Origin of the sequence: Kribbella monticola (genome assembly GCF_003261635.1) — a bacterium.
In the GTDB taxonomy this organism is placed as follows: domain Bacteria; phylum Actinomycetota; class Actinomycetes; order Propionibacteriales; family Kribbellaceae; genus Kribbella; species Kribbella monticola.
Genome location: NZ_QFXK01000009.1, coordinates 298,118 through 323,784, shown reverse-complemented (window position 1 = coordinate 323,784; position 25,667 = coordinate 298,118). Strand labels below are relative to the sequence as shown.

The 25,667-nt window shown below is 67.3% G+C and carries 17 protein-coding genes; 4 read left to right on the top strand and 13 right to left on the bottom strand.

What is annotated here, in order from left to right:
* Window positions 1-2 precede the first annotated feature (2 nt).
* Window positions 3-1,031: a LacI family DNA-binding transcriptional regulator gene (locus tag DIZ26_RS05125; protein WP_112238210.1), complete on the bottom strand. Its 1,029-nt coding sequence runs from the start codon at window positions 1,029-1,031 to the stop codon at window positions 3-5.
* A gap of 103 nt (window positions 1,032-1,134) precedes the next feature.
* Window positions 1,135-3,318 carry a discoidin domain-containing protein gene (locus tag DIZ26_RS05120; protein WP_112238208.1) on the bottom strand — a complete coding sequence of 728 codons (2,184 nt, stop codon included), beginning with the start codon at window positions 3,316-3,318 and terminating at the stop codon, window positions 1,135-1,137.
* Window positions 3,319-3,636: 318 nt separating this feature from the next.
* On the opposite strand from DIZ26_RS05120, the gene DIZ26_RS05115 reads away from it, so the two are divergent.
* Window positions 3,637-4,584: a DUF1996 domain-containing protein gene (locus DIZ26_RS05115; RefSeq protein ID WP_112238206.1), complete on the top strand. Its 948-nt coding sequence runs from the start codon at window positions 3,637-3,639 to the stop codon at window positions 4,582-4,584.
* 109 nt (window positions 4,585-4,693) lie between these two features.
* Here DIZ26_RS05115 and DIZ26_RS05110 read toward each other — a convergent pair whose 3' ends face one another.
* Entirely contained in the window at window positions 4,694-5,605 is a 912-nt protein-coding gene (locus DIZ26_RS05110; protein WP_112238204.1) for a LysR family transcriptional regulator, read from the bottom strand.
* A gap of 112 nt (window positions 5,606-5,717) precedes the next feature.
* On the opposite strand from DIZ26_RS05110, the gene DIZ26_RS05105 reads away from it, so the two are divergent.
* Entirely contained in the window at window positions 5,718-6,272 is a 555-nt protein-coding gene (locus DIZ26_RS05105) for a dihydrofolate reductase family protein (RefSeq protein WP_112238202.1), read from the top strand.
* 12 nt (window positions 6,273-6,284) lie between these two features.
* Window positions 6,285-7,046, top strand: a complete 762-nt coding sequence (locus DIZ26_RS05100; protein ID WP_112238200.1) for a maleate cis-trans isomerase family protein — start codon at window positions 6,285-6,287, stop codon at window positions 7,044-7,046.
* A 78-nt stretch (window positions 7,047-7,124) separates the two neighbouring features.
* Here DIZ26_RS05100 and DIZ26_RS05095 read toward each other — a convergent pair whose 3' ends face one another.
* The 8 genes from DIZ26_RS05095 to DIZ26_RS05060 all read right to left on the bottom strand — a co-directional run bounded on the left by DIZ26_RS05095 (window position 7,125) and on the right by DIZ26_RS05060 (window position 21,247).
* The gene (locus DIZ26_RS05095) at window positions 7,125-8,126 is read right to left on the bottom strand and encodes a sugar phosphate isomerase/epimerase family protein (RefSeq protein WP_112238198.1); all 1,002 of its coding nucleotides are present in this window, start codon (window positions 8,124-8,126) and stop codon (window positions 7,125-7,127) included.
* 229 nt (window positions 8,127-8,355) lie between these two features.
* Window positions 8,356-13,743, bottom strand: coding sequence for a ThuA domain-containing protein (locus DIZ26_RS05090; RefSeq protein WP_112238196.1), 5,388 nt, complete (start codon window positions 13,741-13,743; stop codon window positions 8,356-8,358).
* 132 nt (window positions 13,744-13,875) lie between these two features.
* Window positions 13,876-15,036 (bottom strand): xylose isomerase, encoded by a 1,161-nt coding sequence (gene xylA / locus DIZ26_RS05085; protein WP_112238194.1) that lies wholly within the window; start codon window positions 15,034-15,036, stop codon window positions 13,876-13,878.
* Window positions 15,033-16,196 carry a Gfo/Idh/MocA family protein gene (locus DIZ26_RS05080; RefSeq protein WP_112238192.1) on the bottom strand — a complete coding sequence of 388 codons (1,164 nt, stop codon included), beginning with the start codon at window positions 16,194-16,196 and terminating at the stop codon, window positions 15,033-15,035. The genes xylA and DIZ26_RS05080 overlap by 4 nt, the downstream gene beginning before the upstream one ends.
* Before the next feature lie 19 nt (window positions 16,197-16,215).
* The gene (locus DIZ26_RS05075) at window positions 16,216-17,259 is read right to left on the bottom strand and encodes a substrate-binding domain-containing protein (RefSeq protein ID WP_112238190.1); all 1,044 of its coding nucleotides are present in this window, start codon (window positions 17,257-17,259) and stop codon (window positions 16,216-16,218) included.
* 67 nt (window positions 17,260-17,326) lie between these two features.
* Window positions 17,327-18,394 (bottom strand): ABC transporter permease, encoded by a 1,068-nt coding sequence (locus DIZ26_RS05070; RefSeq protein ID WP_112238188.1) that lies wholly within the window; start codon window positions 18,392-18,394, stop codon window positions 17,327-17,329.
* Complete coding sequence (locus DIZ26_RS05065; protein WP_112238186.1) at window positions 18,394-19,914, bottom strand: sugar ABC transporter ATP-binding protein; 1,521 nt, start codon at window positions 19,912-19,914, stop codon at window positions 18,394-18,396. Before DIZ26_RS05065 ends, DIZ26_RS05070 begins: the two co-directional genes overlap by 1 nt.
* 52 nt (window positions 19,915-19,966) lie before the next feature.
* Window positions 19,967-21,247, bottom strand: a complete 1,281-nt coding sequence (locus tag DIZ26_RS05060; RefSeq protein WP_112238184.1) for an ROK family transcriptional regulator — start codon at window positions 21,245-21,247, stop codon at window positions 19,967-19,969.
* 256 nt (window positions 21,248-21,503) lie between these two features.
* On the opposite strand from DIZ26_RS05060, the gene DIZ26_RS05055 reads away from it, so the two are divergent.
* Window positions 21,504-23,045: a lectin gene (locus DIZ26_RS05055; RefSeq protein ID WP_112238182.1), complete on the top strand. Its 1,542-nt coding sequence runs from the start codon at window positions 21,504-21,506 to the stop codon at window positions 23,043-23,045.
* 140 nt (window positions 23,046-23,185) lie between these two features.
* On the opposite strand, the gene DIZ26_RS37360 is transcribed toward DIZ26_RS05055, so the two are convergent.
* Together DIZ26_RS37360 and DIZ26_RS05040 are read right to left on the bottom strand one after the other, a co-directional pair.
* A complete protein-coding gene (locus DIZ26_RS37360) occupies window positions 23,186-24,250 on the bottom strand; it encodes a hypothetical protein (protein WP_157979585.1) in 1,065 nt (354 codons plus the stop codon).
* A 338-nt stretch (window positions 24,251-24,588) separates the two neighbouring features.
* Window positions 24,589-25,296 (bottom strand): dienelactone hydrolase family protein, encoded by a 708-nt coding sequence (locus tag DIZ26_RS05040; protein WP_198675901.1) that lies wholly within the window; start codon window positions 25,294-25,296, stop codon window positions 24,589-24,591.
* Window positions 25,297-25,667 lie beyond the last annotated feature (371 nt).

Here is a 25,667-nt window from a genome sequence, read left to right as displayed (position 1 = left end):
TGTCAGGCGGATTCCCGGATGACGAGGCGCGGGGCGAAGATGACTGAGGTGGGTTGGACGGTGGGGTCGGCGATGCGGGCGAGGAGGAGGCGGGCCATTTCGGCGGCCATCTCCTCCAGGGGCTGGGCGATGGTGGTGAGACCTGGCTCGGCCTGGCGGGCCGGGAGGCTGTCGTCGAAGCCGACCACGGCGACATCGTCGGGGACCCGGCGACCGTGATCCCGTAGTACCTGGAGAGCGCCTTCGGCCATCAGGTCGTTGGCGACGAAGACACCGTCCAAACTCGGGTGGTCGCGCAGCAACTCCGCCATCGCGACCTCGCCGCTCTCCCGGGTGAAGTTGCCGATGGCAACTGGTACGTACGGCCGGCCGTGCTGGGCCATCGCCTGGCGGAAGCCCTTCTCGCGATCCTGCGCGGCCAGTACGGCGGGTGGACCCGAGATGGTGGCGATGTTCCGGCAGCCTCGAGCGACCAACCGCTCGGCGGCGAGCGCGGCACCTTTGTCATGGTCGAGATCGACGAAGCTGATCGGCGTCGGGCGCCCCGGCCTGGCGAAGAGCACGGCGGGCAGCCGTTCGTCGACGAACAACCCGGGCAGCGGATCGTCGGCATGGGTGGACACCAGGAGCGCACCGTCGGCGCCGCCCCGGCGTACGTAGGAGATCGCCTTGGCGCGCGCCTCGTCGGAATCGGCCAGCACCAGCGAAGGGTGAATCCCTTCATTGCTGAGATGTTTGACGACTCCGCCGGTGACGCGACCGAAGAACGGGTCGCCGAACACCTGCTCGGCCGATCCGTCGGACCCGGACAGCACCAGCGCGATCGAGCCGGTCTTGCCGTTCACCAGCGTGCGCGCTGCCGTGTTGGGGACGTAGCCGGTCGTCTTGACGGCCCGCTGCACGTCCCGGATCATCTGGGCGTTGACCTTCTTGCTCCCGTTGATCACCCGGGACGCGGTCGCCCGCGAAACGCCGGCCACCAAGGCGACATCTTCCAAGGTGGGCTTGCGATCCGCAGACTTCGTGCTCATGGCACCGGATCGTATCTCTGTCAACGCCGTCTCCCCTGTCCTTCATCCACAGGCCCGGCGACTGCTGCCGCGCAATGGCAGAGCCGCCGGGCTCAGTGAATTCTCAGCGCCGGTAGATGCCGAACTCGTACAGCGAATACCCGAAACCACTCCCCCGCTGCGTACCGGTGAGCCGCACGTACCGGCCCGACCCGGCGAGCGCGAGATCGTCCACGTCACCGTTCCCGTCAGCGGCGCTGTAGAGCGCTCTCCACGCGTTCCCGTCGTCGGAGACCTCGATCCGGTAGGACCGCGCGAACGCGCTCTCCCAGATCAGCTGGACCCGATCGAACGACTGCACCGAGCCCAGATCCACCTGGATCCACTGCGGATCCGACCAGTCGCTCGCCCAGCGGGTGCTGTTGTTCCCGTCCGTCACGTTCGACGGCGGGTACGGCGCTTCGTTGCCGACCTGCTGGTACGACGACGCCGTCGCGGGCCGGCCGCGTGCGATGTTGGTGCCTTGGACAGGTGGTGCGACGACCCGGAACGACCTGGTCTCGATCCCCACGTTTCCATGGCCGTCCCGCACGTAGTCGTAGAGCTTCCACACCCCGAGCCGCTGCGGCACGGTCACTGTGAACGGGCCGTTCCCGGACGACGGCGTGGTCACCAGAGCCCCGCTGCCGTCGATGTACTTCCCACCGACCTTGAACTCGTGCGTCAGCGCATCCCCGTCGGGGTCGGTCACGTTGACGTTCACCGAGATGGTTCCGCCGGCCGGGACATCCGTCGTACGGCTCAGCGTCATGCTGGTGATCACCGGAGCTGTGTTGCCGCCCTGCTGACCACCGAAGGCCTGGCGTACGGCGTACCACGACAGCCGCTTCTCGCCGGCCGGCGTGAGGTTGAACCATACGGCGCCGAAGTCGTTCTCGGTGCCGTAGTGGAAGAGCGTTGCACCCAGTGCGACTCCCGCATGCCCGGTGATGCAGTTCCACGCCTGCAGGTAGCCGTCGCGCTTCTGTACGTCAGTGGGCTCGTCCGGTACTCCGTTGGCGTCGTTCGGAACCTCCCACTCCCCGGCGGGTCCGGCCTCGGTGACGATGTACGGCTTGGTGTAGCCACCGTTGATCCAATCCTGCTTCACCTGGCAGATGTGCCCGTACGAGTTCACCGCCAGCAGGTCGAGGTCAGGCGTGTACTGCTTGAAGTACGGCCACGCCCCGGTCCAGGCGTCGGTCGAGGTGACCGGGTGGTTCGGATCGATCGCGTGGATCGCCTTCGTCGCTTCGTTGACGAACTTGGCGTACGCGATGCGCTGGTTCTCCAACTCGGTGCCGGAGAAGCAGTTCTGCATGCCGAGCACGGATTCGTTGCCGACATTCCAGAGCAGCACGCCCTGGTTGTCCTTGTACGCCGTCGTCCAGCGCTGGATCTCGGCCAGCATGTTGGCCTTGTACGTCGTGTCGCTGACGTAATTGACGCAGCCACCGCTACCGGGTCCACCACCAGGCTGGAGCCAGTAGCCGGCAATCACCCGCATCCCGTTCGAGGCCGCGGCATCGAAGAGCGGCTTCGAACTCGCGTCCGTCCCCCAGGTCCGGACGGTGTTGACGCCGATCGACTTCAGCTCGGGCAGCCGCTGCGCCGCCTCGCTGGCCGGTGGACCCCAGGTCAGGCCCTTGATCTGGAAGGGCGCGTTGTTCACCAGTAGTTGCCAGTTGCCCTGACTACCTGCGATCCGGACGGTACCGGTGCCCTGCGAGGGACCGCCGTTGCCCGGCGTGCCGTGGACTTCGAACTCCCACAGCGAATATCCGTAGCCGCCAACGCGCTGGGTGCCGTAGAAGCGCACATAACGGCCGTTGCCGGTCACGTTGAGCGTCTCGGTACCGCCGTGGCCGGTGGTGGTGCTGTAGATCGGGCTCCAGTTCTGCGCGTCGTTCGAAACCTCGATCCGGTACGCCGTCGCGTAGGCGGCCTCCCAGCGCAGGACCACCTGGCTGACATCAGCCGCTGCGCCGAGGTCGACCTGCAGCCACTGGGGGTCGCTGAAGGGCGTCGACCAGCGGGTGCTGAGATCACCGTCGACGGCCGCGGCGGCCGGCGTACCGGCGCCTTCGATCGCTGAAGCGGTGACCGGTTTTCCCTGTGACAGAAGGGTCGCGGCGTGGGCCGGTTCGGCGAGCAGGATGACGTTGCCGAGCAGCACGGTGGCCGCAGCGACCGTGGCTGCGATCACCGAGCGGACACGACGTCTGCGCCTTGCCGGGCGTGGGCGGCCGTGACTTGTCACGAAGTTCATCGGGGTACTCCTCGCTGTGAGGGCGGAACGGCACAGCGACCGGCGGGAGGGGACGATGCCGGTGGCCGAGAGGTCAGAGAGCGCTCTCTCGTGGAGCTGATGGTTGCCGCTGCGCTAGCTGGTTGTCAACGCCTCGTCACGCTCAGCCGGTTCCGGAACCACGCGACTCTTGACAGCCGGAAGGGCCGGACCGAGGCTGTTTCAGAGAGCGCTCTCCCGCGATGTGTCCCACCGCGGGCCAGCCGCCGTAGTAGCACTGCCGTAGTCGCATTGCCGATGGCAACCGCCCCGCGGAAATCCCCCGACAGGAGGAGCTCCGTGTTCACACGAAGGAAGAAAGCCCTGTCCGCCGGCGGCGTCGCCGCCCTGACCCTGTCCGCCCTGACCGTCGCCGCCCTGCTGACGGCCGCAACCGGTAACCCGGCCCAAGCCGACGACCTGGTCACCCACCACGAGTTCCAGGTCAACTGCACGGTTCACCACCGCGCGACCAACGACCCGATCGTGTTCCCGAACATGCCGGGTGCCTCGCACGAACACAGTTTCGTGGGCAACACCACCACGAACGCCGCCACCACGCTAGATTCGCTGACCGCGGCCGGCGCCTACTCGACGACCTGCCTCAACCCGGACGACCTCTCGGCGTACTGGTGGCCGACCATGTTCCGCGGCGACCAGCCGATCATCCAGACGTGGGCGCAGACGATCTACTACAAGTCGGGCATCCTGAGGTACCAGGATGTTCGTCCGTTCCCGCCGGGTATCCGGTTCGTCGTCGGCAGTCCGGCCGCGACCCAGGATCAGTTCCGGACCTCACCCGGTGCCGTCGAGGGCTGGGAGTGCGGCGACAGCTCGCACAACTGGGACTTCCCGGCGAACTGCCCGGCGGGTACCCAGCTCAACGTCCGCTATCAGGCGCCGAGTTGCTGGGACGGCGTGCACCTGGACTCGGCCGATCACAAGAGCCACATGGCCTACCCGGTCAACTATGTCTGCCCAGCCGACCACCCGGTCGCCGTACCGATGCTGGAATTCAAGATCGCGTTCCCCGCTGACGGAGACGAGAGCCAGATCCACCTCGCCAGCGGTCGTGGGTACTCCTGGCACTACGACTTCTTCAACGCCTGGGACCCGCAGACACTCGCCGCCCTGGTGAGCCACTGCATCAATGGCGGCCTCCAGTGCAACTCCCGCGGGTTCGACCTCTACAAACCCGACCGAGGCCAGGTCCTCGGCGACAACTACCGCTTGCCCGGCCGACCGTAGTACCGACTGTCCTGTGGTGCTGGGGCAAGAGCAGAGCCCCAGCACCACAGGCAATCCGAGCGCGTTTCGCCTTCTGCCGTTGAGGAAACGACCGGGCCCTTGGCGGGAATCACGCGCGCAGGTGTGTCGCGACGACTTGTTCGACGGTAGCCACGAAGGTGTCCCGGGCGGGATGTTCGTACCCCTTCAGCCAGGCCAGCGCGGTCGACGAGGGCGGTAGGTCCCGGACCGGTACGACCGCGATGCCCGGATGCCGGAAATGCTCGGCGAACGGGGCCACGGTCGGGTGGACCAGCCGCCCCTGGGCGATGAGCAGCAGCAACTCGGAGACATCGTTGACCTCGATGTCGGAGGGCACGATCGGGCGACCGCTGGGCGTGTGGCTCGGACAGCCGGCCTCCGCCAATTCGGGGACGTCCGCCGGTCTCCGCACCGGGTAGTCCGCGAAGTCTTCCACCGAGACATCGCGCCGCGCGGCGAGCGGATGATCGGCCGCCACCATGACCACGCGGCGATCGTCCTCCGACAGCAGGGGGCCGATCACGATGTCGGGTTGGTCGTTAGGCAGTCGCGTCACAAACAGGTCCACCTCGCGTCGGCGGACCGGCCCGAGCCGGTCGTTCAGCGGGGTCGCGACCAGGCGCACCGCCGCGCCCTCGTGTGCCGCTTCGAAGAGCGTGATCGCCTCGTTCAGAACCAGCGTCCCGGAAGCCGCATTGAGGACGCCTAGACGGATCGTCCCCGGCCCAGCCGCTCGCATTCGGGCCCGGGCGAGCGTGGAGTCCAAGCCGGTCACGACAGGTGCGAGCTCGTCGTACAGAGCACGTCCGGCCGCGGTCAGGCTGACGACGCGGCTCGTGCGCTCGAACAGGCGTCGCCCGCCGAGCTTGCGCTCCAGGGCTCGCAGCGTCTGGCTGGCTCGCGACGTGGTAAGCCCGAGCCGTTCCGCGGTGCGGCCGAAGTGCAACTCCTCGGCCAGCACGAGGAACATCCGGAGTTCTCGCAGCTCGATCTCGGCCATCGCGAAGTCACGCTACACGGTGGAGGACCGAAAGCGGTCTTGATGCCCGGCGGGCGGCCTGCGACCGTCGAGGCAAGGAGTTACGCAGCCAACAGCACCACGAGAGGCAGCCATGCGAGAGGTCATCTTGTACATGTCGATGTCGCTGGACGGTCTGGTCGACAGCGACCGCGAGCATCCCGGGACGGCGATACCGGAGAGCAGCGAGCTCAAGCAGTGGAAGCTCGACCGGATCAGCGAAGCCGGCGCGCATCTGATGGGCCGGGTGACCTACGAACAGATGTCGTCGTACTGGCCGCACTCGGACGACGCCTACGCGGCTCCGATGAACGAGATCCCGAAGATCGCGTTCTCCACGACGCTCAGCGACTCCGAGGCGTCCTGGCCGGTCAGCCGGGTCGCGCGGGGAGAGCTCGCGACCGAGATCGCCGCGATCAAGGCCGAGCCGGGCCCGGACGTGATCGCGTGGGGCGGTGCCCGATTCGCCGGCGCCCTGGCCGCCGCGGATCTGATCGACGAGTACCGCCTCTTCATCCAGCCACTGGTCCTCGGCCGCGGACAGGCCCTCTTCGACCAATTGCCGAAGTCCCGGCACTTGAACCTCGTCGAGGCCATCCCCTTCCCCGGCGGCGTCGTCGTCCACACCTACCGACCGCAGCACACCTGAGGAGGAACGACCGTGGACAAGGCGGCGCTGACAGTCGGAGTGTTGACGCCGCACGCCGCAACCGGGCCCGAGGTCGAGATTCCCGTCATGGCGTCAGCAACTCTCGAGGTGAAAGTCGCGCGCATCCCGCGACACGGCGACAGCACGACGACCATTCCGAAGCCCGCTTCCACGGCCGCATACCTTCGCGCAGTGGCGACACCGGCGGCCCTGCGGCCCGCCGTCGAATCGCTCCGCGACGCGTCGGTCGACGCCATCGCCTACGCCTCGACCACCTCCGGCTACGCGATCGGGCCCGCGGCCGAGGCCGACCTGACCGAACACCTTCGCCAATTGGCCGGCGTCCCTGTTGTGACCAGCGGTCTCGCCGCCACGCAGGCGTTGAAGACCTTCGGTATACGCCGAATCACCCTGGTCCATCCACCGTGGTTCGAGGAGGAGATGGCGAAGCTCGGCGCAAGATACTTCCAGGATCAAGACATCGAGGTCGTCACGGTGACCGCGACATCGCTACCCCAACACCCGGACCAAGTGCGACCCGAGCAAGTGATCGCCTTCGTCAGTGAGCAGGTCGACGTCTCGACCGAGGCGGTGTTCATTGCCGGCAACGGCTTTCGCGCGGCAGCGGCGATCGAGGAGCTCGAACGCCGCACCGGCCGCTTGATTCTCGAGGCCAACCAAGTGCTGCTCTGGTCGATCCTGGCCGCGACCGGGACGAAGCTGCAGATCGAGGGCAACGGCACGCTGTTCCGCACAGGCCTCGCGAACGCCTGAGGTAGGTAGTACTACGGCGGTGCGCCGTGGCTGGGGACTCCAGCCGCGGCGCACCATTGCGTTGTCAGCAGATCGTGGTCAGGAAGAGAAGGCCGCGTCGAAGGAGGCGGTCGGTGGGTCGAAGGCCAGCGACTTCACGAACTGCAGCGCCTCGGCGGCTCCGACCAGACGGTCCATGCCCGCGTCTTCCCACTCGACCGAGATCGGGCCGTCGTACCCGATCGTGTTGAGCATCCGGAAGCAGGCCTCCCACGGGACGTCGCCGTGGCCGGTGGAGACGAAGTCCCAGCCGCGCCGCGGGTCACCCCAGACCAGGTGCGAACCCATCCGCCCGTTGCGGCCGTTGCCGACCTGGCGCTTCGCGTCCTTGCAGTCGACGTGGTAGATCCGGTCCTTGAAGTCCCAGAGGAAGCCGACCGGGTCGAGGTCCTGCCAGACGAAGTGGCTCGGGTCCCAGTTCAGCCCGAACGCCTCCCGGTGCCCGATCGCCTCCAGCGTCGCGGTGGTCGACCAGTAGTCGTAGGCGATCTCCGACGGGTGCACCTCGTGGGCGAACCGCACGCCGACCTCGTCGAACACGTCGAGGATCGGGTTCCACCGATCGGCGAAGTCCCGGTAGCCGGCGTCGACCATCGCCTGCGGTACCGGCGGGAACATCGCCACGGTCTTCCAGATCGACGACCCGGTGAAGCCGACGACGACGTCCACGCCGAGCGCTCGGGCAGCGCGTGCGGTGGTGGCCATCTCCTCGGCGGCGCGCTGCCGCACGCCCTCCGGCGAGCCGTCGCCCCAGATGTGCGCGGGCAGGATCGCCTGGTGGCGCTGGTCGATCGGGTCGTCGCAGACCGCCTGGCCGAGCAGGTGGTTCGAGATGGTCCAGACCTTGAGGTTGTACTTCTCGAGGATGTCCAGCCGGTTGCGGACGTAGGCCTCGTCCTCGGCGGCCTTGCGGACGTCCAGGTGATCACCCCAGCAGGCGATCTCCAGCCCTTCGTACCCCCACTCGGAGGCCAGCCGGGCCACCTCCTCGAACGGCAGGTCGGCCCATTGGCCGGTGAACAGGGTGATCGGTCGTGCCATGACGGTCTACTCCTTCTCGATGACTGATGTTCGGGTGTCCCCGGCGCCGGATGCGGAGCGCAGCCCCGGCGCCGGGGACGAGGACCGGACGGGCCGGTCCCCCGCCGACCGCGCGAAACCGCTCTCCCGCGTTCCGGGTGCGGGGCCGAACCGCTCCGGGACGGCGAGAGTTCCTGTACGCCTCTCCGCGTCGGACAGGATGCGGTTTCGCACGGCGACGATCATCGGGTCAGATCCTCTGTGACAAGGTCTGACCCACAGCGGTGAGCAGCGTCCGGGCCGGCACGTCGCGAACCGTCTTCACCTGGGCGAGGAAGGTGTTCATTGCGACGATCGCCACCGCACGATGGCCCTTGTTCTGCTGCTGTTCGGCCAGCGTGAGCTGCACCTTGAGAACCGTTGCCGTTGCCAATGGCAACGTCTTGGCGACCCGGTACCGCTCGACCAGCTTGGTTGCCTCGGCATACGAAACGGTGACCGTGAACGGAACTTTGGTCACCACGGTGTTGCCGGCCTTGTCCTTCGAGGTGACCGCGAGCTCGTGGGCGCCGAGCCCGAGTGCCACCCCATCCAGTTTCCCGGTCGCAGGGAGCGCTCTCCCGTCGACGGTCAACGTCACCGAAGCCACACCGGACAGCGCATCCGTCGCGGTCGCGGCGACCGTTGTCACCGAAGCGACGCCGAGTTCACCACCACTGGTCATCCCCGTCACCGTCGTCTTCGGCGCCGACCGGTCCAGCTTCACCGTGACGGACTCCACCGGCGACACATTGCCGGCGGTGTCACTCGCCCGCACCTGAACGGAGTGCGTCCCCTCGGCCGAGACGGTGATCGGAGCCGTGTACTCCGCCCAGCCCCCGTCATCGACCTTCCGCTCCAGGTAGACCTGGCCTGGCTGGTCGTCCGTGCCCATCGCCGTGGCGACCACCGCATCGTTCCACCAGCCGTCGAGACCGGACGGGGTGGACGGGTTCACCGACAGGTTGACCTGCGGTGCCACCGTGTCCCGGACGAGCTTGAAGTAGTCGAACTTCGCCGTCTTCGAGGCGGCCTGGTCCACCCCGAAGGCATAGATCCCGAACTTGGCCGACCCGACGGCCGTGTTTGTCACGGCCGGCAAGGCCGTCCAGGTCAGGCCATCGGCGGAGTACGAACCGGTGAAGGTGGTGCCGTTCTTGGCCAGCCTCAGGTACCAGACGCCCTGGGTGGGCGCCGGCGAGGCGTTCGGGGCCGGATCGACGATCGCGTTGGCGACCTCACTGCGCAACTCGATCCCGCGGCTGACCGCGCTGCCGGAGGTGTTGGTGGTGAGGAAGTCGAGCTTCACGTAGTTCGCGTCGTCGGCGTACAGCATCAGGCCGGCCTGCTGGTACGCCTCGTTGAAGGCCGACGCGTCCACCTTGGTCTCGATCGTCCAGTTGCCGTCCGGAGCCGGCTGCAGCAGCAGGTTCTTCGGGTTCGTGGCCGTGCCCTGGTAGATGTCGCCCTTGCTGGTGTCGATCTCGACCGCCCCACCGGTCACCCGGTACGCCGACGGGTCGGGGCGCACGATCGCGGACCAGCGGCACGCGTCCAGCGTCGTACCGGTGAACTCGTCGTCCGGTGCGGGCTGCTCGGCGGTGTCGTCCGGAGTGATGGTGAAGTAGTCGAATTGTGCGGTGATGGGCAGCGCCTCGGTCCGGTTCGCCAAGCCGAAGAGGCCGATACGAGGGTTGGTGATCCCGGCCAACTGCTTGGTCTCCGGCATCTCGGTGAAGGTCGCGCCATCGGCGCTGTACGACGCCTTCAGGTTGGCCCCGTCACTGGTGAACCGCACCCAGACGGTGTCCGGGTAAGCCGCGCCGAGGTTGGCCGTGTTGGAGTCCGCGACCTCGTTCGGTACGCCGTTCTCCTCGCGGATGAACTGGAAGATCCGGTCCGCCGCCGAAGCCGTGGTGTTGCGGCCCTGGAGCACGATCTTGGCGTAGTTGTCGTCGTCGCCGTACACGATCAACCCGGCCTGCTGGTAGGCGAGACGGGCCGGCAGCGTGAACTTGGTGGTCGCTTGCCAGGCTCCGGCCGGAAGTGGCTGGAGCACGATGTTCGGCGTACCGGTGTTGCCGGTTCCGTAGATGTCCGTCGCGGTCAGCGGAAGCACCAGGTTTCCGTTGCTGACGGCAAGTTCTTGGTTGCCTCGGACAATCGAGTTCCACCGCGACGTGTCGACCGAGGTGCCGTCGAAGCCGTCGGATCGGCCGGTGAGACAGGTCGGTGGCGCCGAGGCGTCCACCTTGACCGAGACAGTCGCAGTACCGGCTGCTCCTCGTGCGTCTGTCACCTTCACGGTCGCCACATGGGTGCCCGCGGTGGTGTAGGTGTGGCTCACCGACGCGCCGGTCGCGGTGGCGCCGTCGCCGAAGGTCCAGGCGTAGGACAACGGCAGATCGCCTTCGGGATCAGTCGCCGCGGCCGTGAAGTCCACCTTCAGCGGAGCCGGCCCCTGAACCGTGGACGCTGTGACCGTGACGGCCGGCCGCTGGTTCTCTGTCACGCCCTTTCCGATGAACTTCACCCAGTTGACGTTCAGCTGCCCGGTCGTCTTCACGAAGTACAGCGGACCGCTGGCCAGCGACGCGCCACTCACCGGTGCGGTGAAGTTGCCGTAGGTCTGCCACGCACCCGTCGGCGTGACCTGGATGGTCGCAACGACAGGCCCGTCGGTCGGCGACCCCTGTCGCACCTGCACGGTCGCTCCCGCATCCGGCGATGCAGCACGCAACTGGATCTGGTCGATCCCAGTCAGGTTGGTCGGCTTCCAGCTCCACCAGTCGCCGTCCTCGATGAACCCGATGTTCTTGCCGCCACCGGCCACATCGCCGGTGTCCTCGACCTGTACGCCGGGAGTCGCGCCCGGCCCACCGGTCTCGCTGAAGAACTCCGCCTCGCGCGTCTTCGGCTGCAGCTGGACCACCTTCTGGGTGGTGATCTTGCCCGTCCCCGGCGCACCCTTGTCGGTGTACGTCACGGTCACGATGCCGAAGATGTTCGCACCGACATGGCCCTCGTCACCGGGCAGCGGGAAGGTGCCCTCACACCCGTGGTACTGCTCGTACGGATGCGCGTGCTCGTCATGGCCGAGCGCCGGCTGGGTGATCACGTCATTGCAGTCGACCGTGCCGTCCTCGGGATCCGTGACTGTCACCTTGTAGTGGATCGTGTCGCCGAAGTCGAAGAACCCGCCGTCGACCGGGCCTTCGACCGTGATCGTCGGCGCGGTGTTGCCTGCGGTGATCGTCTTGTTCGAGACGGCCGTCCGGCCATCGCTGTCGGTCACGGTCAACCGGGCGGTGAAGACTCCCGGTGTCGTGTAGGTGTGCGACGGTTTCGCCTCGGTGCTGTCCGTCGTCCCGTTGCCGTCGAAGTCCCAGGCCAGCGTGATCGCCTGTCCGTCGGGATCTCGCGAGCCGGTGGAGTCGAAGGCAACGGTCAACGGCACCTGACCGGAGGTCTTGTCCGTCGTGAACTGTGCCAGTGGCGCCCGATTTCCTTGCACATAGTCGATCCGGTAGAGCCCGGAGTCGGCGTTGTTGCCGCCGAACCCGCTCCCCCACTCGATCACGTACAGAGCCCCGTCCGGCCCGAACTGCAGGGCATGTGGCCGGATGAAGTTCATCTCCTGCAGCATCCGGGAGACGTCCGCGACCTTACTGCGGTCGTCGGTGAGCTGCACCGAGAACAACCGGTTGTCGTTCCAGTCGGCGAAGACCGCCTTGCCGTCGAAGTACTCCGGCCACTTGCGATCCGACGTACTGTCCGGGTTGAACTTGTACGCGCCGCTCGTCATCGGCGCACCACTGCCACCGATCTCCGGTACGCCGGAACTGGACTTCCCCATCCACATCGTTGCCGGGATCGCGGCCGGCAACTGCGTCAGACCGGTGTTGTTGGGCGAGTTGTTCACCGGCGCGTTGCAGTCGAAGGTGGCGCCCGACGTACCGGTGGCGAAGTCGTAGTCGTTGTACGGCGTGTTGTTGCCCACGCAGTACGGCCAGCCGTAGAAGCCGGGCTTGGAGAGGATGTTCCACTCCACCCGGCCGTCGGGACCGCGGGTCGGCGAGGACTGGCCGGCGTCCGGGCCGTAGTCAGCCACGAACAGGTGGTTGGTGGTCGGGTCGATGCCGATCCGGAACGGGTTGCGGAAGCCCATCGCGTAGATCTCGGGCCGCGTCTTCGCCGTACCGGCCGGGAAGAGGTTGCCTGCCGGGACCGTGTACGAGCCGTCCGGCTCGGGGTGGATTCGCAGTACCTTGCCGTTCAGGACGTTGCTGTTGGCGGCACTGCGCTGGGAGTCCCAGGCCGATCGGCCGGGCCGCTCGTCCAGCGGCGCATAGCCGTCGGAGTCGAACGGGTTGCTGTTGTCGCCGGTGGCAACGAAAAGGTTGCCCTGGCCATCGAATTCGAGCGCGCCGCCGGCGTGGCAGCACTGCTCGCGCTGGGTGTCGATCCGCAGTACCTGCTTCTCACTGGCCAGATCGAGCGTGTCGCCGTTGACCTTGAATCTGGACACCTTGTCGTAGGCATCGGATCCGGTCGGCGAGTAATACAGATAGAGGAAGCCATTGGTGGCGAAGGCGGGATCCAGCGCGATCCCGAGCAGGCCGAACTCCTGGCCGGTGTAGACGTCCAGGGTGCCCGCGGTGGCCACGCTGCCGTCGGTCTTGACGATCTTCACCGCGCCGTTGCGGTCGATGTAGAAGACCCGCCCGTCGTCGGCGATCGACAACTCCATCGGGTTGGACGTGTTGTCGTCCAGGGTGACCTTCTCGTAGCTCGCCGTCAGCGACGCGCCGCAGTCGGCCGGCTCCACCCCGGCCGCGGTCTTGATCCCGCCGAGGATGTGCTTGAGGAAGGTCGGATCGGAGTACGACTCGATCGTGTGCCCCATCCCGGTGTACCAGGCGCGGCCGCCGTCGTAGTCCTGGCACCACGCGATCGGGTGCTCCACGCCCATGTTGCCGCCGGTGTACGACGCTTCGTCCATCGAGGCGAGCACGTGGACAGCACCGCACGGGTTCGACCGGTAGTTGTACCACTCGTCGGTGCGCGGCCACAGCGTCGGCGCGTCCTTGGTCGACGGGTGCGCGTGATCCTCGACCTTGACGGTCGCGTTCGGCGTACCGGCGGGGTGACTGTCGAAGTACGCCCCGACCAGCTTCCCGTACCACGGCCAGTCGTACTCCGTGTCCGACGCGGAGTGGATCCCGGCGTACCCACCACCGTTGCGGATGTAGCGCTCGAACGCCGCCTGCTGATCGGCATTGAGCACATCGCCGGTGGTGGACAGCCAGATGACCACCTCGTACTTCGCCAGCTCGGTGTCGTTGAACATCGCCGCGTCCTCGGTCGCGGTGACGGTGAAGTTGTTCGCGGCGGCGAGGTCCTTGATCGCCTGGATCCCGGCCGGGATCGAGTCGTGCCGGAACCCGGCGGTCTTGCTGAAGACCAGTGCGTTGAAGGTTTCGTCGCCGTGCCCGGGATGGGCCTGCGCGGTGGTCGCGGTGAACGGGATCGCCAGCGTGGCGATCAGGGCGAGCACGAGGGCACGGATGAATGTGCCGTGCCGGCGTAGCTGGATCATGGGGTTGCTCCTCATGGGTCGGATAAGGCGCGCGCTCCATAGGTCTCCGGGGCGGGTCCCCGGATTTTTCGGCCCTGGTACTGCTGGTTCAGCTACTGCGGCTCCCGTGCTCTGCCCTGCGCGGGAGCTAACTCAGCGGATGCCGAGCAAGTGGTCCATCGCCAACTGGTCGAGGTACTCGAAGCCGAGGCCACGAGCGGCCAGGGCATCCGGGTCGTAAGTTGCCTTGCGCAACTCCTCCAGCGATTCGCCGGCGGCCAGCGTCGGTACTGCGAGTTCGCCGACCCGGGCTGCCGCCAGCGCCTCGATCACCTCGGGATCCGCGCGGAAGGCCTGCACCTTCTCGCGCAGGACGAGGTAGTTGCGCATGCAGGCGCGAGCGGTCTCCCAGACGCCGTCCATGTCCTCGGTGCGCGGCGGCTTGTAGTCGAAGTGCACGAAGCCGTCGTACCCCGGCCGGTCCTCCGAGCCGAGCAGGGTGTCGACCGTCCAGAACGCCTCCCGGAGGTTCCCGGCGCCGAACCGCAGGTCCTGGTCGAACCGGGGGCCGTGCTGGCCGTTCAGGTCGATGTGGAACAGCTTGCCGTGCCACATCGCCTGGGCGATGCCGTGCGCGTAGTTCAGGCCGGCCATCTGCTCGTGCCCGACCTCGGGGTTGATGCCGACCAGGTCGGGATCGGCCAGGTCGTTGATGAACGCGATCGCGTGCCCGATCGTCGGCAACAGGATGTCGCCGCGCGGCTCGTTCGGCTTCGGCTCGAGCGCGAACCGGATGTCGTAGCCCTGTTCCCGGACGTAGCCGGTGAGCAGGTCCATCGACTCCTTGTACCGGTCGAGGGCGGCGCGAACGTCTTTCGAGCCACCGGACTCGGCGCCCTCGCGGCCACCCCACAGCACGTACGTCTTGGCCCCGAGCTCGGCGGCCAGGTCGACGTTGCGCAGGATCTTGGCCAGCGCGTACCGGCGTACGTCCCGGTCGTTGGCGGTCAGGCCACCGTCCTTGAAGACCGGGTGCGCGAACAGGTTGGTGGTCGCCATCTCGACCACCAGGCCGGTGTCGGCGAGAGCCTTGGTGAAGCGCTCCAGCGTCTGCTCACGTTTGGCGTCGTCCGGCACCAGATCGTCGTCGTGGAACGAGATCGCGGCGGCGCCGAGCTCGGCGAGCTTCTCGACGGCTGCGACGGGGTCGAGCGGCGCGCGGACCGCCGTACCGAAGACGTCGACGCCCTCCCAGCCCACGGTCCACAGTCCGAACGAGAACTTGTCGTTCTTGGTCGGCGTATATGAGTTCATCCAGGAATCTCCTGCCATTCTCGGGAGGTCGAACTGTCCTCGACTGCCGCGAGTACTCGCTGTACCTGCAGCCCGTCGGCGAACGACGGTGTCGGATCGGCGCCATCGGCGATCGCGGTGACCAGATCGACCACTTGGTGGGTGAAACCGTGCTCGTAACCGAGCAGGTGTCCGGGCGGCCACCAGGCCGCCACGTAGGGGTGGACCGGCTCGGTGGCGAGGATCCGGCGGAAGCCCGCCGTCTCGGCCGGCTCGGTCGCGTCGTAGAAGTGCAACAGGTTCATGTCCTCGAAATCGAACGCCAGACTGCCTTTGCTGCCGTTGATCTCGATCCGGATCGCGTTCTTCCGGCCGGTGGCGAACCGGGTCGCCTCGAAGACGCCGAGGGCGCCGTCACCGAACCGGGCCAGGAAGATCGCGGCGTCGTCGACGGTGACCGGCCCCCGCTCGGAGCCCGCCGTACCGGCCAGGCCGCTGTGCTCGGCGGCGACCGGGCGCTCCTTGACGAACGTCTCGAGCTGTCCACTGACCTCGGTGATCCGGTCGCCGGTGATGTACTGCGTCAGGTCGACGATGTGCGCGCCGATGTCGCCGAGCGCGCCGGAGCCGGCCTTCTCCTTGTCCAGCCGCCACGACAGCGGCGCCTCGGGATCGGCGATCCAGTCCTGCAGGTACTGCGCACGGACGTGCCGGATCTGACCGATCTTGCCCTCGGCAACGAGTTTGCGGGCCAGCCCGATCGCGGGCACCCGCCGGTAGGTGAACCCGACCATCGACCTGATCCCCTGCGCGGCCGCCTTCTCCGCCGCGGCCGCCATCGCCTCGGCCTCGGCGACCGTATTGGCCAGCGGCTTCTCGCAGAGCACGTGCTTGCCCGCCTCGAGGGCAGCGATCGCGATCTCGGCGTGGCTGTCGCCCGGCGTACAGACGTCGACCAGCTGGACGTCGTCGCGGGTGAGCAACTTGCGCCAGTCGGTCTCGGTCTGCGCCCAGCCGAGCTTGCCGGCGGCCGCCTGTACTGCGTCGGCGTTACGCCCGCAGAGCACGTTCATCGCCGGGTTCAGTGGCAGGTCGAAGAAACGCGGCGCGTTCCGCCAGGCTTGCGAGTGGGCGGCACCCATGAAGGCATACCCGATCAGGCCGATGCCCAGATTCGTCATACTCCGTGTTCTCCTCTTGTCAGCTTTCAAACGCAGACGGCAAGTACTGGTCCACGTTGTCCTTTGTCACAACCGGGGCGTAGAGCTGGACGGTGCGCGGGACCTCGACCTCCACCAGGTCGCCGAGGGCCTTCTTCTGCACCAGCAGACGCGCGAGCCGGACGCCGTCCGCACCTTGCGTCGACGGGTAGATGACGGTGGCGCGCATCAGCGTGTTGCCCGCCTTGATGTCACGCATCACGTTCGCCGAACCGGCACCGCCGACGACGAAGAATTCCTTGCGGCCGGAGTTCTTGATCGCGGCCATCACGCCGACACCCTGGTCGTCGTCGTGGTTCCAGATCGCGTCGATCTTCGGCGCGGCCTGCAGCAGGTTCGCCGCCGCCTTCTCACCGGACTCGACGGTGAACTCGGCGGCCACCCGGTTGCTCACCTTCTGCCCGCAATCGGCGAGCGCCTCCTTGAAGCCGGTACTCCGGGCCTGCGTCAGCGGCAGCGAGTCGATACCGGCGATCTCCGCGATCACCGCGTCCTTCTTGCCCTTCAGCTGGTCGCAGATGTACTTGCCCGCGGACACGCCCATTCCGTGGTTGTCACCGAGGATCGTGGTCCGGGCCGCGAACGAACTGTCGAACTCGCGGTCGACGTTCACCACCGTGATCCCGGCCTGCATCGCCTTGGTCGCCACCGCGGTCAGCGCCGCGCCGTCGAACGGCAGCAGCACGATCGCGTCCACCTTCTGGTTGATGAACGTTTCCACCTGGCTGATCTGCAGGTTGACGTCATTAGTGCCCTCGGCAACGACCAGTTCGACGTCGGGGTACTTGGCCGCCTCGGCCTTGGTCGCCTTGGTGATCGCGCCCATCCAGCCGTGGTCGGCGGCCGGGGCGGAGAAGCCGATCTTGACCTTCTTGCCGGGTTCGTCGTTCTTGCCGGCCGCGACCTTGGTGGCCGACTCGGTCTTGGCCGCTTCCGGGGTGTTGCCGGTACAGGCGATCAGTGCCATCGAGCTCAGGCCGACCAGGCCTGCCGTGATCAGGAACCGAGCGGATCGTGCGGACATCTTTCTCCTCCAAAATGACGGGCCGTGCTTGTCGACGTTGTCGCGAGGCAACTCCCCCCACCCCCCATCAGGTGGCTCGAGAGGCCAGTCGTTGCTGGAGGAGGACGGCGATCACGATGATCAGGCCCTTCGCCACCGACTGGGCGGAGATGCTCAGATTGTTCAGGGTGAAGACGTTGTTCAGGGTGGTGAAGATCAGTACGCCGATCACCGTGCCGACGATCGTGCCGCGGCCACCGGACAGCAGCGTGCCGCCGATCACCACCGCCGCGATCGCGTCCAGCTCGTACAACTGGCCGTGCGTCGAACTGCCGGTCGTCGTCCGCGCCATCAGCATCACCGCGGCGATCCCGCAGCACAGGCCGGCCAGGATGTAGAGCGCGACCGTGTGCCGCTGCACCTTGATACCCGCGAGCCGCGCCGCCTCGGCGTTACCGCCGACCGCGAACGTCCGGCGGCCGAAGGTGGTCCGGTTGAGCAGCACCCAGCCGGCCGCGGCGACCAGGACGAACATCCACACCAGCACCGGTACGCCGAGCAGCGAGCCGCCGAAGAAGTCGACGAACGAGTTGACGGTGATGATCTGGGTCTTGCGATCGGAGATGATCTCGGCCAGCCCGCGCGCGCCGGCCAGCATCGCCAGCGTCGCGATGAACGGCACTATCTTGCCGTAGGCAACCAATAGCCCGTTCACCAGCCCGCAGGCGGCACCGACCAGGAGTGCGGTGCTGACCATGAACATCCAGTGGTAGTCCGCGGCCAGCTGCTGTGTGGCCAGGGTGGTCGCCCAGACGGAAGCGAGCGCGACCATCGCGCCGACCGACAGGTCGATCCCGCCGCCGGTGATCACGAACGTCATCCCGATGCTGACCACGCCGATCACGGCGGCCAGCCGTAGAATGGTGAGCACGTTGGCGCCACTCGCGAACCGGTCCCCCGCCGTTGCGACGCCGACGATGCAGAGCAGCACCAGCGCGATCACGAGGCCGAGGTTGCGGCCGAATCCCCCTCTGAACAAGCTGCCCGCGCTCCGGCTGCCGGTCGTCCCCGGCGCCTGGATCACCGTCGCCTGAGTGGACGCGGTGGTGACCGTCTCCTCGGTCGTTGCTTCGGGTCGTGCGACTTCCTCACTCATCACACGGCACTTCCTTCCATCACCAGATCGAGGACCCGGTGCTCGTCGATGTCTTGCGCGGGTCCGGTGTGAACGGCCCGCCCCTCCCGCATCACCACGACCCGGTCCGCCAGACCGAGCACCTCCTCGACCTCGCTGGAGACCAGCACGATCGCGACCCCGTTGGCGGCCAGCTTGCGCACCAGCGCATAGATCTCGGAACGCGCTCCCACGTCGACTCCGCGCGTGGGTTCGTCGAGCAGCAGCACCCGGCAGTCCCGCAGCAACCAGCGGGCCAGCACGACCTTCTGCTGATTCCCACCGGACAGGTTGCGGACGGGATGGTCCACCCCAGCCGGCCGGACGTCGAGCGCCTTGGTCAACTCCTCAGCCGCTTCCCGCTCGGCCTTGCCGTTCAGGAACCCGGCGCTGGCGAACCGGCGGAGAGTCGAAACGGTGATGTTCTTGTACACCGCTTCGTCGAGCAGCAACGCCTGACTCTTCCGCTCCTCCGGAGCCAACCCGACCCCAGCCCGTACTGCGCTTTGCACCCGCCCGGGCTGCAGTTCCTTGCCATCGACCCGTACGACGCCGGTCGCCGACCGCCGCGCGCCGTACACGGTCTCCAGTACTTCGGAGCGCCCGGAGCCGACGAGTCCGGCCAGCCCGAGGATCTCCCCCGCCCGGACCGAGAATTCGATGTCGGCGAACTCGCCGGGGCGGGACAGGTTCTCGACCTCGAGGACGACCGGCGCAGTACTGGCGATCTCGGCTCGCGGCGGGAACACGTACTCGATCGAGCGGCCGGTCATCAGCCGGATCAGCTCGGCGGTCGGGGTCTCCCGCGCGTCGAGGCCGGTCGCCACGGTCGCGCCGTCCTTGAGGACGGTGACCCGGTCGCCGATCGCGCGGATCTCCTCCAGGCGGTGCGAGATGTAGACCACGGCGACGCCGCGAGCCGTGAGACCGCGGATCACGCGGAAGAGGTTGGCCACCTCCTCGGAGTCGAGCACGGCCGACGGCTCGTCCATCACGATCAGCTGAGCGTCACGAGAGAGCGCTCTTGCCATGCTCACGACTTGCTGCCCGGCGGCCGACAGTAAGCCGACCGTGCGGCCGGGCGGGATCTCGCCATGGCCGAGGCCGTTCAGCAGTTCGCGCGCGCGGGTGTTCGCCTCGTGCCGGCGGGTCAGCCCGAACCTGGCCGGTTCGTGGCCGAGGAACACGTTCTCTGCGACGGTGAGATCGGGTACCAGGTCGAGCTCCTGGTAGATCGCGGCGATCCCGAGGTCGATCGAATCCGTCGGACTGTTCAGCGACACTTCGTTGCCGTCGACCTGGATCGTGCCCGCGTCGGGCTGGTGGGCACCGGTGAGGACCCGGATCAGCGTCGACTTCCCGGCGCCGTTCTGTCCCAGCAGACAGTGCACTTCTCCCCGCCGTACATCGAGGTCCACGCCGTCGAGCGCGCGCACGCCCGGGAACTCCTTGACGATCCCGGTCATCCGCAGCAGCTCACCACCACTGGCTTGCGTGCTCATCGCCCCACTCCGATCGGTCCACCCCGTGCGGCTGTCCTTCGAATGCCTGTAGTCATTGGGCCAGCCCCGTCGCCGCGCGGCCGACCAGCGTCGGGTCGAGGAAGACCTGATCCAAGGAGATCTGGGCACCACCGCGAACCGCCGCGGTGAATCCGAGCTCCGACTGGACCACCCGGCAACCGCCGCCCTCCGGGGCGATCACGCGATCGGCGATCGCGCTCTCCAGCGGTTGTTTCAGCCACGGGCCGAGTACTGCGAAGTACCCGCCGAGCACCAGCACGTCGGGATTCAGGACGTTCACCAGGATCGCGCCGCCGATGCCGAGCCAGTGGCCCACCTCGGCCAGCGCCTTGAGCGTTCGCGCCTCGCCCGCCTCCGCCCGCCGGGTGATTTCGGCGAGCCGCTGCTCGACATCGAGTGACGGGTCGCGGGCCGGATCGTCCGGTTCCGTTGCCTTGTGCAACAAAGCGGTCAGGCCGACGACGGTCTCCCAGCATCCGGTCCGGCCGCAGCCGCAGGTGCCGCCGGCCGGGGCGACCGGCATGTGCCCGACCTCGCCGCTGAACCCGTGCCCGCCCCGCAGCAGATGCCCGCCGGTGACCATGCCGCCACCGACGCCGACAGCGCCGGTGAGCAACACGAGATCCTGGATCCTGTCCTCCGACCCGATCTGCATCTCGGCGTACGCCGCGAGCGCGGCAAGGTTCGCCTCGTTGTCCACCCGCAAGGGATACGCCGGATCGCCGAGCCGCTCCCGCATCGACTCGACGACAGGCACCTCGGCCCAGCCGAGGTTCGGGGCCAGCTTGAGGGAGCCGGTCGCGCTCTGCACCAGGCCGGGCACCGCCAGGGTGACACCAGCCGTCTGCCCGCCACGCACATCGACAGCCGCGACGGCATGGAGGATCAGCTTGGCGAGCTGGTCGAGCGTCGTACCGGGGTCCAGGTGGGCGACGTCCAACGGGAGGCGACGCTCGATCACGGTCTCGCCGCTGAGATCGAGCGCCGTGACGGCGAGGTAGTCGACGTTGATCTCCGCACCTACGCCGCAGACGCCGCTGCCGTCGAGCTCGACCAATTGGCCCGGGCGGCCGAGGGCGCCGCGTTCGGACTCGGCCAGACCTTCGCGTAGCAGGCCGCGTTCGACCAGCTCGGCAACCAGGCTGCTGACGGTCGCCTTGTTGAGGCCGGTGTCGGCGGCGATCCGGGCGCGAGAGCGCGATCCCATTTCCCGCACGTGCCGCAGCACGACAGACAGATTGTTCCGCCGGAGTGAGACGTGATCGGCAGCCACAACGCCACGGCCTGGACGGCTGCCGTCGGTCAAAGTCATGCCGGTCCCACCCCTTCTCCCCCGACCGGAGACAGCGCCTGTGACCCCAGTCACAGACTTTGTCTGTTGAACCAACAAACTAAGTAGCGGGACGCGCGGCGTCAAGATGTTGCGAGCATGTTTCTTGAGCGGTCTTCGATCATGATCTTGCAGTTCTTCGTCAAGGATTTGCAATCAACCCTTGCGCGGCACCGCAGCCGTTTGTACGCTCGCGCCACTCTCCGCAGTCCTGCCCGCCCCCCACAGGAGCCTGCACATGTCACTCACCAGACGCACTTTCCTGGCCGCCTCAGCAGCCACCGCCGCCGCGGGAACCACCGTCGGCAACGCCCTGGCGGCGCGCGCCAGTTCCAGTACCACGGCGACGCCGGTCGCCAGTCCGGTCGGCGATGTCGTCGGCAAGATCACCGTCGGCTACCAGGGCTGGTTCGCCTGTATCGGCGACGGTGCCCCGATCAACAGTTGGTGGCACTACAGCCAGAATGCGAGTCAGCCACCTTCACCGGGCAACACCACGATCGTCAGCTGGCCGGATGTCCGCGACTTCTCGGCCACCTACCAAACGGCGTACGCGAATCTCGGCAACGGCCAGCCGGCCAAGCTGTTCTCGTCGTACGACCAGCAGACCGTCAACACGCATTTCCAGTGGATGCAGCAGAACGGCTGCGACACCGCCGCGCTGCAACGGTTCAACCCGACCGGCGGCGAAGGCCCGACCCGGGACGCGATGGCGGCCAAGGTCCGCCAAGCCGCCGAACAGTACGGCCGGAAGTTCTACATCATGTACGACGCGACCGACTGGACGAACATGCAGTCGGAGATGAAGGCCGACTGGATCAACAAGATGCGCGCGTACACCTCGTCGCCTGCGTACGCGAAACAGAACGGGAAGCCGGTCGTCTGCATCTGGGGCTTCGGCTTCAACGAGGCCAACAAAGCCTTCCCCGCTTCGGTTTGTCTCGATGTCGTCAACTGGTTCAAGGGCCAGGGCTGCTACGTCATCGGTGGCGTTCCGACGCACTGGCTGCCGGGCAACGAGGACTCGCGAGCCGGGTATCTCGAGGTGTACCACGCGTTCAACATGATCTCGCCGTGGATGGTCGGCCGAATCAGCGACCTCGCCGGCGCGGATCACTACTACAACAACGTGAATCAGCAGGACCAGGCGGACTGCAACGCTCACGGGATCGACTACCAGCCGTGCGTGATTCCGGGCGATCTGCAGTCCGGGCACCGGCGGCATGGTGAGCTGATGTGGCGGCAGTTCTACAACCTGACGCGGGCCGGCGTGCAGGGGATGTACATCTCCATGTTCGACGAGTTCAACGAGGGCAACCAGATCGCGAAGACCGCGGAGAGCGCGGCCTGGGTTCCCAGTGGGTCAGGGATCCGGGCGCTCGACGAGGACGGTACGGCGTGCTCGTCGGACTACTACCTGCGGCTGACCAACGACGGTGGCCGGATGTTCAAGGGACAGATCGCGCTCACCGCGACCAGGCCGACCCCGCCGATGCCGAGCCAAGGTGGTGGCGCGGTGACGTTCTACGAGCACGTCGACTATCTCGGTGCCGCTGGCCAACCGCTTGCCAAGGGCAACTACACGCGAGCGCAGTTGCTGGCGGCCGGCGTACAGGACAACTGGGCGTCGTCGGTACGCGTTCCAGCCGGCTGGTCGGTGACGATCTATGCCGACGACAACTTCTCCGGTCAAAGCTGGACCCGGACCGCGGACACACCGAACTTCACCACGCTCACCCCCAACGCCAACGACCAACTCACCTCCTGCCGCATCCAGTAAGCGCTCTCGCGCTCTCCCGCTCTCCCGCTCTCCCGCTGCGAGCGTCGATGCGTGGCGGACCGAGGTCGGGTTGACCTGGTCGCGGTTGATCCCGCACGAAGCGTAAAGGTTGGTCCGGCGCGGCGGACCAACCTGCCGGCTCAGAGCACTTCGAGGCTGTCGGAGGCGAGGGTGATGACTGCACCGTCGAGGTGCAGCCGGCAGGCGATCGCGTGACCGGCACAGGTCATCACGGCCGGCCCGGCGGCGTCGACGACCCGGTAGGCGACCGGTTGGGTGCAACGCTCGATGACGCCCTCGTACTCGCGGTGACAGCCGAGCACGTGGCAGGTGACGACCTCACCGACATTCATCAGCGTGAGACCGTGATCGGGACAGTCGCCCCAGACGACACCGCAGGTCTCACCTTCGCTGGCAGCAAGCCGAAGGAGCTTGCCTGCGGTCGATTCCAGCTCGTTGGCAGCTTCGCGGAACGTGTCGGCGGCCTCGTCCAGATCGCGCCGGAACTGCCGCGACTCAACAGACTCCGGTAGACCACGAGCGGCAGCCTGAAGATTCTCGGACAACGTCATCGCCGCGATGGCGATCTCGTCCACCTTCACCGGCGTACCGAGATCCGCAGGTCTGTTCTGCTGCGGCTGGCCGTTCGACGGCAGACTCTGCGGCCGCTGCACGGTCCGCCACACCGCCGTCGAAACCTGCCCCCGCTGCCCGTTCTGTCCTTGGGGCTCCTGACCTTCGTGGCCTCGCTGTCCCTGCAATCCGTACTGTCCCTGCTGCCCGCTGTGGCCTTGCTGGCCGTTCTGTCCCTGCTGGCCGTTCTGGCCTTGCTGCGTCCGATCCTGGGCCTGTCGACCGCGAGCCTGCTCGTCCTGACGACCGGACTGCGGAAAGGACCCGTTCTGCGGCCCGTACTGCGGCGGCCGAGCACCCTCCGCGCTCTGCGCGACCGGACGATCACTCACCGATCCAACGCCCCCCGAAGCATCCGCATCGTGGCCATTGGCACCATTGCCACCATCGGCACGGTTCCCGCCTCGGCCGTTGCCACCCTCGCCGTTGCCACCTTTGCCGTTGCCACCGTTCTGGCCGGTGTAGCCGTTGGTACCCGGACCGGTGTTTCCGGTACCGGCCGCAGACTCCCAGCCCGGTTCGTCGACGTGCTCCGAACCGGTCCGGTGGTTCGCCCGCTTGGCTTTCGCCATTCGTCTGCCCCCTGGTGACATATCTCCCCCGACGGCCGATGGTGCCATGCCCGCGGGGGCTGCGGCCAGAGCAAATCCACGAGGTTCACGCACGGCTCCTGTCACCTTGCGTAGAGCAACGGAATCCCCGGCGGTACGGGCCGGAAAGCGCGCTCGTCCTCGATTTTGCTATTCCAGGTTCCCGCTCGACACCCGCCCCAATCACACCCGAGGAATTCCATACCGTCCCTTAACACTCCCCCCACCCACCGTCACCACCCCACTCCACCCGGCTCTTGTTACCCACGAGCAACCAGCACCCAACCAGGCACACGAATCGGTGGTACTGGCGGGTTGGGTCAGGTGGTGGGGGTGAGGTGTTCTCGGAGGAACTCGACTGTGCGGGTGCGTGCGGCGAGGGCTGGGTGGCCCGGAGCTTCGCGGACCTCGGCGGTGAGGACTGCGTGCGCGCTCTTCTTGAAGCCGCCGGGGTTGCCGGGGCTCGAGTCGAGTTCGATCACCTCGAAGGCGTCGCCGAGGTGTTCTCGCAGCGTCGCGAAACGCTCGGGCGGTACTGCCCGGTCCTCGCTGAACCGCAGTCCGAGAACACAAAGACCGTCCGTACGAGAGCGCTCCACGACGCGCTCGAGTTCTTCGTGCGAGACCCCGGGATCACGCCGTCGGGCCGCGCCGAGCGGGAACGGTGCGGCCGGCTGACTCATCACCGGCGCCAGTACGACGTCGTCCACCGCGGTCGCCAGTGCGAACCCGCCGGTGAAGCACATCCCGATCACGCCGACCCCGCGCCCCGGCGTACGGGCGGCGAGATCGGCAGCAACCGCTCTCAGGTACGCCGTTATCGGTCGCTTCGCGTCGACCGCGAACGCCCGGACCTCCTTGCTGACACAGAGCCGCGCGAACACGCCCATCGTGTACCCCATCGTCTCCGGCCGCCCCGGCGTCCCGAACGGCGACGGGATCACCACCGTGAACCCCTCGTCGACCAGATGATCCGCAAGCCCCAGCACCGGCGGCGTGATCCCAGGAATCTCCGGAATCAGCACCACCCCCGGCCCCGACCCCTTCTCATAACAGTCATAGGTCAACCCCGCCCCCGTGAACGGCCCCTTCCGCCACCCACCCAACCCAGAACCAGGCGCACCGTCACCCATCACCAACTCCAACCACTCGGGCTCCCACCTTAAAACCACCAACTACTCCAACGTCCCGACCCGCCGCACCCGCAACCCACCTGAACCCACTGCCTCGTCCGCCCGACCCGCCGCACCCGCAGCCCACGTGGGCCCACTGCTCGTCCGCTCGACTTGCGACACCCCGCCGGGCACAGCCCCGCCCTGCACCTGCATTTCACCCCGCTTCGCTCGTTACGTGCGGTGAGGGTTTTGTCTGGTTCGAAAGGGTGGCGGGGTTGGGTGGG

Coding starts and splice junctions, on each gene's coding strand:
- DIZ26_RS05125 (WP_112238210.1), bottom strand. CDS start 1,031: ATGAGCACGAAGTCTGCGGATCGCAAGCCCACCTTGGAAGATGTCGCC.
- DIZ26_RS05120 (WP_112238208.1), bottom strand. CDS start 3,318: ATGAACTTCGTGACAAGTCACGGCCGCCCACGCCCGGCAAGGCGCAGA.
- DIZ26_RS05110 (WP_112238204.1), bottom strand. CDS start 5,605: ATGGCCGAGATCGAGCTGCGAGAACTCCGGATGTTCCTCGTGCTGGCC.
- DIZ26_RS05105 (WP_112238202.1), top strand. CDS start 5,718: ATGCGAGAGGTCATCTTGTACATGTCGATGTCGCTGGACGGTCTGGTC.
- DIZ26_RS05095 (WP_112238198.1), bottom strand. CDS start 8,126: ATGGCACGACCGATCACCCTGTTCACCGGCCAATGGGCCGACCTGCCG.
- DIZ26_RS05090 (WP_112238196.1), bottom strand. CDS start 13,743: ATGATCCAGCTACGCCGGCACGGCACATTCATCCGTGCCCTCGTGCTC.
- xylA (WP_112238194.1), bottom strand. CDS start 15,036: ATGAACTCATATACGCCGACCAAGAACGACAAGTTCTCGTTCGGACTG.
- DIZ26_RS05080 (WP_112238192.1), bottom strand. CDS start 16,196: ATGACGAATCTGGGCATCGGCCTGATCGGGTATGCCTTCATGGGTGCC.
- DIZ26_RS05075 (WP_112238190.1), bottom strand. CDS start 17,259: ATGTCCGCACGATCCGCTCGGTTCCTGATCACGGCAGGCCTGGTCGGC.
- DIZ26_RS05070 (WP_112238188.1), bottom strand. CDS start 18,394: ATGAGTGAGGAAGTCGCACGACCCGAAGCAACGACCGAGGAGACGGTC.
- DIZ26_RS05065 (WP_112238186.1), bottom strand. CDS start 19,914: ATGAGCACGCAAGCCAGTGGTGGTGAGCTGCTGCGGATGACCGGGATC.
- DIZ26_RS05060 (WP_112238184.1), bottom strand. CDS start 21,247: ATGACTTTGACCGACGGCAGCCGTCCAGGCCGTGGCGTTGTGGCTGCC.
- DIZ26_RS05055 (WP_112238182.1), top strand. CDS start 21,504: ATGTCACTCACCAGACGCACTTTCCTGGCCGCCTCAGCAGCCACCGCC.
- DIZ26_RS37360 (WP_157979585.1), bottom strand. CDS start 24,250: ATGGCGAAAGCCAAGCGGGCGAACCACCGGACCGGTTCGGAGCACGTC.